An 8,941-nucleotide genomic window follows, 5' to 3' on the forward strand; every position below is an offset into this window, starting at 1 on the left:
CGTGCGACTTGCATGTCTTAGGCATACCGCCAGCGTTCACCCTGAGCCAGGATCAAACTCTCCAAAAATGCTCGCCGCGAGAGGCGAGACTTTGGGTTTGAGCTGTTGTGCTCAAAAGTTTTAACGTAGCAAAGCCACGTTGTGGTCGTATTTATTTCCTAACCTGCGCTTTCAAGATTCTCGCTCCACCTTTCGGCGACAGCAAAGAAGAGATTATCAAATGCCCTGGGCTATGTCAATAGGACCAATTCACCGCGCTATATCAGCAGTGCGATTAATTTCGCACCAGACAAGCAAAATACATGCATTAGCGCAGATCCACCGCCACCGTCTGCTCCCCCACCCGCAAGACATAGCGTCCAGGCAAGACGCGGGGTGTCTCGAGGCTGAACACATCGCCTGGCACCAGGGCGAAGCGGTCCAGTGGGGCGATGAGTTTAATGCTGCGGGCCTGGCCGGGCTCGAGGTTCACCTTGGCGAAGCCCACCAGGCGCTCGCGGGGGGCCAGGAAGCCAAGCGGAGGGAAGCGGGTATAAAGCTGCACCACGTCGCTGCCAGCACGTTTGCCGGTGTTGCGCACCTCCACATCCACCTCCACGGCGTTAGGGGTAGCTCTGGCGGCCTGCAGGCGGTAGGCAAAGTCGGTGTAGCTCAGGCCGTAGCCGAAAGGGTAGAGCGGCTCGGCTTTGGGGTAGATGTCGGGGTAGCGGTCGTAGGTGAAGGGCACCTGAGCAAAAAGCCTGGGCCAGGTGAAAGGCAGGCGACCGCTGGGGTTGTAGCGACCGAAAAGCACATCGGCCAGGGCACTGCCCGCCTCAGAACCAGGCAGGTAGGCCATCAGGATGGCCTTGGGGGTGAGCCACAGGTCGGGGGGAAAGACCAGGGGACGGCCAGCAAACAGCACCAGCACTATGGGCTTGCCCAGTGCCTTGAGGTCGCGCAGCAGCTTGTACTGCTCGGCAGGGAGTTCGCCGCTGAGGTTGTTGCCCTCGCTCTCGGCGTAGGGCTTTTCACCCAGGGCCACCACTACCGCGTCGGCGGCCCTGGCCGTGGCCGCGAGGGCTCGAGCATCCCTGGGGTCGGCATAAGCTACCTTCACCCCTTTAGGTGCGCCCTTTTGCAGGCCCTCGAGCAGGGTTATCCCAGGGGCTTTGGCTCCCTCTTTGCCCTGCCAGTCGATGCTCCAGCCGCCCATCTGCATGGTCTTGTCGGCAGCGGCGGGACCAGTGACGAGCAAGGTCCTGACGTTGGTGAGCGGCAGGGTGAAGGCGGCGTTTTCCAGCAAGGTGATGGACTCGAGGGCTGCCTGTTTGGCCAGGGTGCGCTGGGCCTCGATTATCTTCTCGGCCTCGGCGACCTCAACGTAGGGGCGCTCGAACAAACCAAGCTGAAACTTCAACCACAGCACCCGACCTGCCGCCTCGTCAACGCGGGCGCGGGGAATCCGGCCTGCCTCGACAAGTTCCTTCAGGGTCTGGAGGTAGCGGTCGGCCTCCATCGGAACCATGTACACGTCTACACCTGCGTTGATGCTCAGGGCTACGGCGTCGGCAAAGGTGGCGGCAACTTTGTGGTCGTTCACCAGCTTATCGATATCGTTCCAATCGGAAATCACCACGCCCTTGAAGCCCATCTGGCCGCGCAACACCTCGGTAAGCAGGTAACGCGAGGCGTGCACCGGCACCCCGTTGACCGAGCCGCTGTTGGCCATCACCGTGAGGGCGCCGGCCTCGAGGCCTGCCCGGAAGGGCGGCAGCCACACCTCTTGCAGGCTGCGGGGGGCCAGGAAGGCCGGGCTGCGGTCGGTACCGCCCAAAGGCTGGCCATAGCCGACAAAGTGCTTGAGCGTCGCGGCAACCTGGGTAGCCTGCAAACCCCGCACCGTGGCTGCAACCAGGCTACCCGCTAGAAGGGAATCTTCACCGAAGGTCTCGTAGAAGCGGCCCCAGCGCGGGTCACGGCCCAGGTCGGCTACGGGGGCAAAGTTCCACAGGGTGCCCGTAGCCCGCAGTTCCTGCCCCACCCGCCGGGCCACCTGCTCCACCAGGGCCGGGTTCCAGGTGGCCGCCAGGCCCAGGTTATGGGGGTAGAGGGTAGCCCCCACGAGGTTGTTGTGCCCGTGTACGGCGTCCACCCCGTAAAGGGAAGGAATGCCCAGTCGGCCCTTCTCCAGCGCCACCCGCTGGATGGCGTTGGTCATCTCGGCCCAGGCGCGGGGCGTGTTGGGCACCGGCCCCATCCCCCCGCCCGAGAGCACCGCGCCAATACCACGTTGCACAAGGTAGCGCTCGAGCAGCTCAGCCTTCAGCGGTCCCAGCCCCCAGCCATCTGACATCAGCTTGGACACCGCTATTTGCGTCATCTGGCCCAGTTTCTCTTCCAGCGTCATGCGAGAGAGCAGGTCGGCCACACGCTTCTCCACAGGCTGGGTGGGGTCTTTGTAGATGGGCTGGGCTAGCGCCAGGCTACCGACAAAACACACAACCCAGGCAAGAGCGAACCTCCATATTCTGGTCATATTGGGTTTCCTCTAAAGGGCAACAAATCTGGCGGGGCTTTAAGTGTCTCCATAAGCGAAATGCGAGATGCCGTACCGAAAGTTCGCTTTAGGAATTGCGCCAGGTATGCATTGACTCATTCCGCTGGTTTTGCCAATCTGCCCTGGCGCAACTTAGTACTAGCCAAGGTGCGAAAGGGCCAGGAGGCCGGGACTAAGGGCCAGCGGCCCGCTCGTACACCCGCACGTAATCCACCAGCATGCGCTGGGGGAAGCGGGTTGTCTCGTCGGGTCGGCCAGGCCAGCCACCGCCCACAGCCAGGTTGAGGATGATAAAGAAAGGCTGATCGAAGACCCAGCGGGTGTCTTCGGGCAGGTCGGCGGGGGTCAGGGTCTGGTAGCGCACGCCGTCTACATACCAGCGCAGCTCCCCTGGTTCCCACTCGAGCGCAAAGATGTGGAAGGCATCGGCAAAGTCCTTAGAAATCCGGTAGGACCTGGTAATGCCTTCGCCGCCGGAGTAGCCGGGGCCGTGAATGGTGCCGTGGACGGTGCGCGGCTCGCGCCCAATGTGCTCCATAATGTCAATCTCGCCGCAATTGGGCCATCGCACCGGGCCAAAGTTGCTGCCCAGCATCCAGAACGCCGCCCAAAGGCCCTGTCCGCGGGGGAGCTTAATGCGGGCCTCGATGCGCCCGTAGCGCTGCTCAAACTTGCCCTTGGTATTGATGCGCCCCGAAGTATAGCGACACGGGCCATACCAGCAGCGCAAACCCGGCAGACGCTGCTCGAGCGCGGCAATTACCAGGTTGCGCCCGTCGTGTACCAGGTTCAGGGTCGATTCGGTGTAGTACTGTAGCTCGCTGTTGCCCCAGCCCCAGCCGCCCGTCTCGATGTTCCACTTGCTGCGATCGACCGGGCTCCCACGCGGCAGGTTAAACTCGTCGGCCCAGACCAGCCGCCAGCCCGGCAGCTCCTGGGCCAGACCGCCCGAAAGTGCCATCAAGAAAAAGACCAGCCATTTGAACAAGTGTGGCTTCAAAGGTTTCACCTCCCTCACCAGGAACACTCCGGGCAAAGTAACCCAGGGCGTTCCCGGTTTTGTCTGGTATGGGGGTCGGCGAACGGGTTCTCTGCAGCAACGCCCATATGGTGATGCCGTCCACGCCCTTCGCGAGACCGTCCACCCAGACCCGGTATTACAGCGGTTCATGGCCTACTCGAGCCCCCGGTAGGCAAAGTAGTCAAAGTCTGCGTGGAGCCGCGTCCCACTCAAATCCTGCACACACAACCCAATAAAAGTACCGGTGAAGCCCAGCCCGCGGCAGTGGTCGTCGGAAAGCTTGTAGGCCGGAAAGCGCAGGGGAATCTCGCTCCAGTCTGTTCCATTGGCCGAGTAGGCAAAGCCAAAGGTATCGCGCTCGTAGCGCACCCTGAGGTAGACCCGGCGCCAGCCCTCGATGACTAGCTCCTGATCCAGGGGTTCGTTGTAGTGGCCGTTGTCGCAGGTCAGCACACCGAGGGTCTTGCCCAGGTCTTGGTCGCGGCTCACGCGCAGGTACACCCAGTTGGCGGTGTCGTAATAACAGACCAGCCCGGCCATCTGCTGGAAGTGCTGGGGTTCAAACTCGAGCACGGTCTCGGCCTCGGCGTAAAAGTGTTGCAAGCAGCGGGCCACCAGGCTCTGGCGGTGGCGCGAACTCAGCGACTCCCGCCCATACAGGCGCAGGTAGCCGGGGCGCTCGGTCAGCGAGAGCCAGGAGGGGTCGGGGGGGTGGCGCAGGGTCTGAAAGTGCAGGCTCAGGCTGGGGGCCTCAAACTCGTCGCGTTCGGGTTCCTGGGGCCAGGGGTGGGGGGGGAGGGCCGGGGCTTCGACCTCCAGGGCCGGGGTGTTTTCCCGGTGCCAGAGCCGGGGCCAGCCGTCCGGGCTCCAGCGGATTTTCTGCAGGGCGGTTTCGCGGCCCAGAGGGCAGTGGCGCCGGAGGGCCTGGGGGGGCTCGAGGGGACGCCCGACCAGGTGGGCCATGTACCACTCTCCCTGGGGCGTTTGTACCAGCGAAGCATGGCCGGCTTTTTGCAGGGGCAGCTCGGGGCGGCCTCGAGCGGTCAGGGTCGGGTAGCAGGGGTCTACCTGGTAAGGCCCCTCAATCTGGCGCGAACGGGCCACCGTCACGGCATGTTCATAGGTGGTGCCCCCTTCGGCTACCACCAGGTAATACCAGCCATCCTTCCTGTACAGGTGCGGCCCCTCGGTCACCCCCAGGGGGGTTCCCCGGAAGATGTTGTGCACCGGCCCCACCAGCCGCTTTTGTGCTGGGTCGTACTCCTGCAAGAGAATACCGGCAAAGGCGTTGCGGCCCTTGCGGTGGTCCCAGAGCATGTTCAGAAGCCATTTGCGCCCATCCTCGTCATGGAAGAGCGAGGGGTCGAAACCCGAGGAATTGAGATACACCGGCTCCGACCAGGGGCCTTCGATACGGGGGGCCGTCACCAGGTAGTTGTGTGCGTCCTTGAAAACATCCCCGTTGCCCCAGGTCTTTACGTCGGTGTAGATCAGGTAGAACTGCTCCCCATCGTGGCTCAGGCAAGGGGCCCAGATACCCCCGGAGTCGGGGTTGCCCAGCATCTGGAGCTGCGAGGTGCGGGTCAGGGCATAGCCGATGGGCCGCCAGTGCACCAGGTCACGCGAGTGGTGCAAACGCACCCCCGGCCACCACTCGAAGGTGGAGGTGGCAATAAAATAGTCATCCCCCACCCGCAGAATCGAGGGATCGGGGTGGAAACCCGGCAGGATGGGGTTGAGAATCCGGGTCATGGGTTGGCTACCGCCTCCCGCAGAAAATCCCGGAACCAGAGGCCGCTTGTTTTTACGGTGCGTTTCTGGTTGGAAAAATCCACGTACACCAGCCCAAAGCGTTTGGAATAGCCCTCGGCCCACTCGAAGTTATCCAGCAGGCTCCAGGCAAAGTAGCCTTTCAGGGGGGCGCCATGCCGCAGGGCCTGCAAACAGAGGGCCAGGTGGCGCTGGAAGTAGCGGGTACGCTCGAGGTCGTGCACCTGCCCATCGGCCCCCATCACATCGGGATAGGCTGCCCCGTTCTCGGTGATGTAGATGGCTTTTGGGCGGTACTCCCGGCCAACCCGCACCAGGGTTTCGTAGATTCCCTCTGGGTAAACCTCCCAGTCCATATCGGTATGTTCCTCGCCGGCCCGCACATACTGGAAGCGGTAGGGCTCGAGGTCGCCGTTTTTGACCACCGCGCGGGAGTAGTAGTTGATGCCCAGGAAGTCGGTAGGTGCTGCGATGGTCTTCAGGTCGTCGCCCTGCACGGGCGGGGCTTCGCCGTACAGGGCCAGCATGTCCGCGGGGTAGCCAAAGCCATACAGCGGATCCAGGTACCAGCGGTTCTGGAAACCGTCGAAGCGGCGGGCCGCGGCCACATCGGCGGGGTCGGTCGAGGCCGGGTGGCCCGGCGAGAGGTTGAGGGTGATGCCCACCTGAGCCCCAGGCACGTTTTGGCGAATAACCGGCACGGCCAGCCCGTGGGCCAGCAGCAGGTGGTGCGAGGCCCGCACGGAAAGGTGCAGGTCCTGCCGCCCCGGCGCATGAACGCCGATGTGGTAGCCCAGATAGGCCGAGCACCAGGGTTCGTTGAGGGTAATCCAGTGCTTGACCCGATCCCCCAGGTGCCGGGTTACCACGTCGGTGTACTCGGCAAAGGCGTAGGCAGTCTCCCGCTCCGGCCAGCCGCCCTGGTCTTCCAGGGGCTGGGGCAGGTCCCAGTGGTAAAGGGTGACCCAGGGGGTAATGCCCTGCGCCAGAAGGGTGTCCACCAGCCGGCTGTAAAAGTCCAGGCCTTTGGGGTTCACCGTCCCCCGGCCCTGGGGCAGGATGCGGGGCCAGGCCAGCGAGAAGCGGTAAGCGTTCACCCCCAGGTCCTTCATCAGGGCGATGTCCTCTGGATAGCGGTGGTAATGGTCGCAGGCCACGTCGCCGTTATGGCCCCCTTTGATTTTTCCGGGGGTATGGCTGAAGGTATCCCAGATGCTAAGCCCGCGTCCGTCTTCAGACACAGCCCCTTCAATCTGATAGGAAGAAGTAGCCGTGCCCCAAATGAAGCCTCGAGGGAAGTCGCTTCGTTTCATAGATCTCCTAGGGTTGTTGCAAGGTGCGCTGAAGGGCAAAGTAAGCCGGTTTGGGCTGGTAGTCGACATCGAAGATGAGGGGCTCGCTGGCCCCCCGCCAGGAGTGGGCGTCGGTAAAGCCCCACAGGGTAAAGGCTTTGCAGCGGGGCTGGCGCAGGCAGATTTGCAGCACCTCCCGGTACACCTGGGCCTGCTTTTCCAGGCGCTCGGCCCTGGAGCCCGCGCTGCCCAGGCGCACATCCATCTCGGTAATGTGAATTTCCAGGCCGAGCTGGGCGAAGCGCTCGAGGTTCTCCTCCATCCGCACCTGCCGGGGAGCGAAGCTCGAGTCCACATGCACCTGGAAACCCACCCCATCCAGCGGAACCCCTTTTGCCTTCAGGGACTTCAAGAGCGCGTAGATGGCATCCGACTTGGCCCCCAGGCCCTCGGCCCCGTAGTCGTTGTAGAACAGCTTGGCGCTGGGGTCAGCCGCACGGGCTAGCTGAAAGGCTTTTTCCAGGTAGCCTGGTAGAACGTCAAAAGGGGTTGAGCGCAGTTTGGCATCGTCGCCGATGGCCTCGTTCACCACGTCCCAGTAGGCAATTTTGCCGCGGTAGCGCCCTACCACCGTGCGGATATGGTCGCTCAGGATGGCCTCCATCTCGGCAGCGGTGAAGGTGCCGTACATCCAGCGGGGCAGTTGCTGGTGCCAGACCAGGGTATGCCCCCGCACCGCCTGCCGGTTCTTCCGGGCGAAGTCTAAAAGCAGATCGGCAGCGGCAAAGTTGTACTGACCTCGAGTGGTCTGCAAAGCCCCCCACTTCATCACGTTCTCGGCCACCACCAGATTGAACTCCCGGGCCAGCACCCGGGCATACTCGGGCTCCTGTAGAAGAAGGCTTGGTTCTACAGCCGCTCCAATCTGGATTTTTCGCGCCTCGGCCAGGTTTCGCAGCGGCGGACCCGGCTGGGCCAGTACCAGCAGTCCGAAAAAGATTCCCACCAAGGCCCCTCTGGACATAAGCATCAGACCTCCTAGTTCTTGACGGCTCCGCTGGTCAGCCCCTCCATAAGTTGCCGGGCCGCTATAGCAAAAACCAGCAGCAGCGGAGCGACCATCAGGGCCGTACCGGCCATAATCGCACCCCACTCCACATCGGTAGCCCCTTGCAGGGTACGCAGCACCACCGGTATGGTCTTGGTCTCCTGGGTCCGCATAATCACGTTCACATCGGCAAAGCGGTTCCAGGAGCCGATAAAGGTAATCAGGCCCAGGGTGCCCAGGGCTGGGCGGATGAGGGGCAGCACAATGCGCCAGTAAATCTGAAACTCGCTGCAGCCGTCTATCCGGGCTGCATCGATGAGCTCTTTAGGAATGGCCGAAATAATATACTGCCGCATCATAAAGATGCCCAAAGCACCGGCCATGGCCGGCACCCAGAGGGCTTTGGGGGTGTTGATCCAGCCAATCTGGAATATGAGCAGGTAGAAGGGAATCAGGTTGAGGATGGCCGGTATCAGCAGGGTGGCCATGACCACCGCAAAGAGCTGTTCGCGCCAGCGGAACTGGTACATGGCAAAGCCAAAACCGGCCAGGCTGCAAAAGAACAGGCTGGTAACGGTGGTCATAAAAGCCAGGTAGAAGTTGTTCCAGTAAGCCCGCCAAAAAGGAATTTTGTCAATCAAAATCTGGTAGTTGGTCAGGAAATGCTCGCCAAACCACAAGGGAGGTGGAAAACCGAAAATCTCCGAGCGCTGGTGGGTGGCAAACACAAACATAAAGTAGAACGGCGCTACGGTCAGTATCCCTCCCAGTGCCAGGAGGGCGTAGCCCCCCACGCGCAGCAGGAAACTTCCCAGCGATCCTCTTTTACCTGCCATCTCATTCCCCCCTTGCCGCACGGCCAAAGATCAGGTTGTTGAGGTAGGTGAGTATGCCGATAAAAATAAAAAGAATCCAGGCAATCGAGGCCGCCGTGCCCATCTCGAGCCACTCGAAGGCGGTTCGGTACATATACATGGTGGCTGTCTGCCCACCCGGCGTAGCCCCGCTGGCTCCCCCGTTAAGCAGAATGAAGGGCTGCTCGAAGAGCTGCATATTGCCGATGATGGTCAGGCTGACCGCAAAAAACATCATGGGCCGCAGCAGGGGTAAGGTGATGTAGCGAAACTGCTGGACGCGGCTGGCCCCGTCTACCGAGGCGGCTTCGTACAGGTCTTTGGGGATGGCCTGAATAGCAGACAGGTAAAGAAGCGTATTCCAGCCCAGGCTTTTATCATATACATCCACTAAGCCAGCGATAGAGGGGCATGGGA

The 8,941-nt window shown here is 62.0% G+C and carries 7 protein-coding genes and 1 rRNA gene; all 8 read right to left on the reverse strand.

Features of this window, described 5'->3' with window-relative positions:
- Nucleotides 1–68 (reverse strand): 16S ribosomal RNA (locus ABWU19_RS13460); the annotation flags it as partial.
- Nucleotides 69–307: 239 nt separating this feature from the next.
- Nucleotides 308–2,518, reverse strand: coding sequence for a beta-glucosidase family protein (locus ABWU19_RS13465; protein ID WP_435902183.1), 2,211 nt, complete (start codon nt 2,516–2,518; stop codon nt 308–310).
- 193 nt (nt 2,519–2,711) lie between these two features.
- On the reverse strand, nt 2,712–3,539 hold the full coding sequence (locus ABWU19_RS13470) for a glycoside hydrolase family 16 protein (protein ID WP_435902184.1): 828 nt from the start codon (nt 3,537–3,539) through the stop codon (nt 2,712–2,714).
- A 174-nt stretch (nt 3,540–3,713) separates the two neighbouring features.
- A complete protein-coding gene (locus ABWU19_RS13475; protein ID WP_435902185.1) occupies nt 3,714–5,312 on the reverse strand; it encodes a glycoside hydrolase family 43 protein in 1,599 nt (532 codons plus the stop codon).
- Nucleotides 5,309–6,643: a GH1 family beta-glucosidase gene (locus ABWU19_RS13480; RefSeq protein WP_435902186.1), complete on the reverse strand. Its 1,335-nt coding sequence runs from the start codon at nt 6,641–6,643 to the stop codon at nt 5,309–5,311. The genes ABWU19_RS13475 and ABWU19_RS13480 overlap by 4 nt, the downstream gene beginning before the upstream one ends.
- A 7-nt stretch (nt 6,644–6,650) precedes the next feature.
- Nucleotides 6,651–7,652 (reverse strand): endo-1,4-beta-xylanase, encoded by a 1,002-nt coding sequence (locus tag ABWU19_RS13485; protein WP_435902187.1) that lies wholly within the window; start codon nt 7,650–7,652, stop codon nt 6,651–6,653.
- Between the two features lie 8 nt (nt 7,653–7,660).
- Entirely contained in the window at nt 7,661–8,506 is an 846-nt protein-coding gene (locus ABWU19_RS13490) for a carbohydrate ABC transporter permease (RefSeq protein ID WP_435902188.1), read from the reverse strand.
- 1 nt (nt 8,507) lies between these two features.
- Nucleotides 8,508–8,941, reverse strand: a 434-nt coding sequence (locus tag ABWU19_RS13495; protein WP_435902189.1) for a carbohydrate ABC transporter permease, incomplete at its 5' end; no start/stop codon positions are given.

The sequence above is a fragment of the Meiothermus cerbereus genome (assembly GCF_051297115.1).
Lineage (GTDB): Bacteria > Deinococcota > Deinococci > Deinococcales > Thermaceae > Meiothermus > Meiothermus cerbereus_A.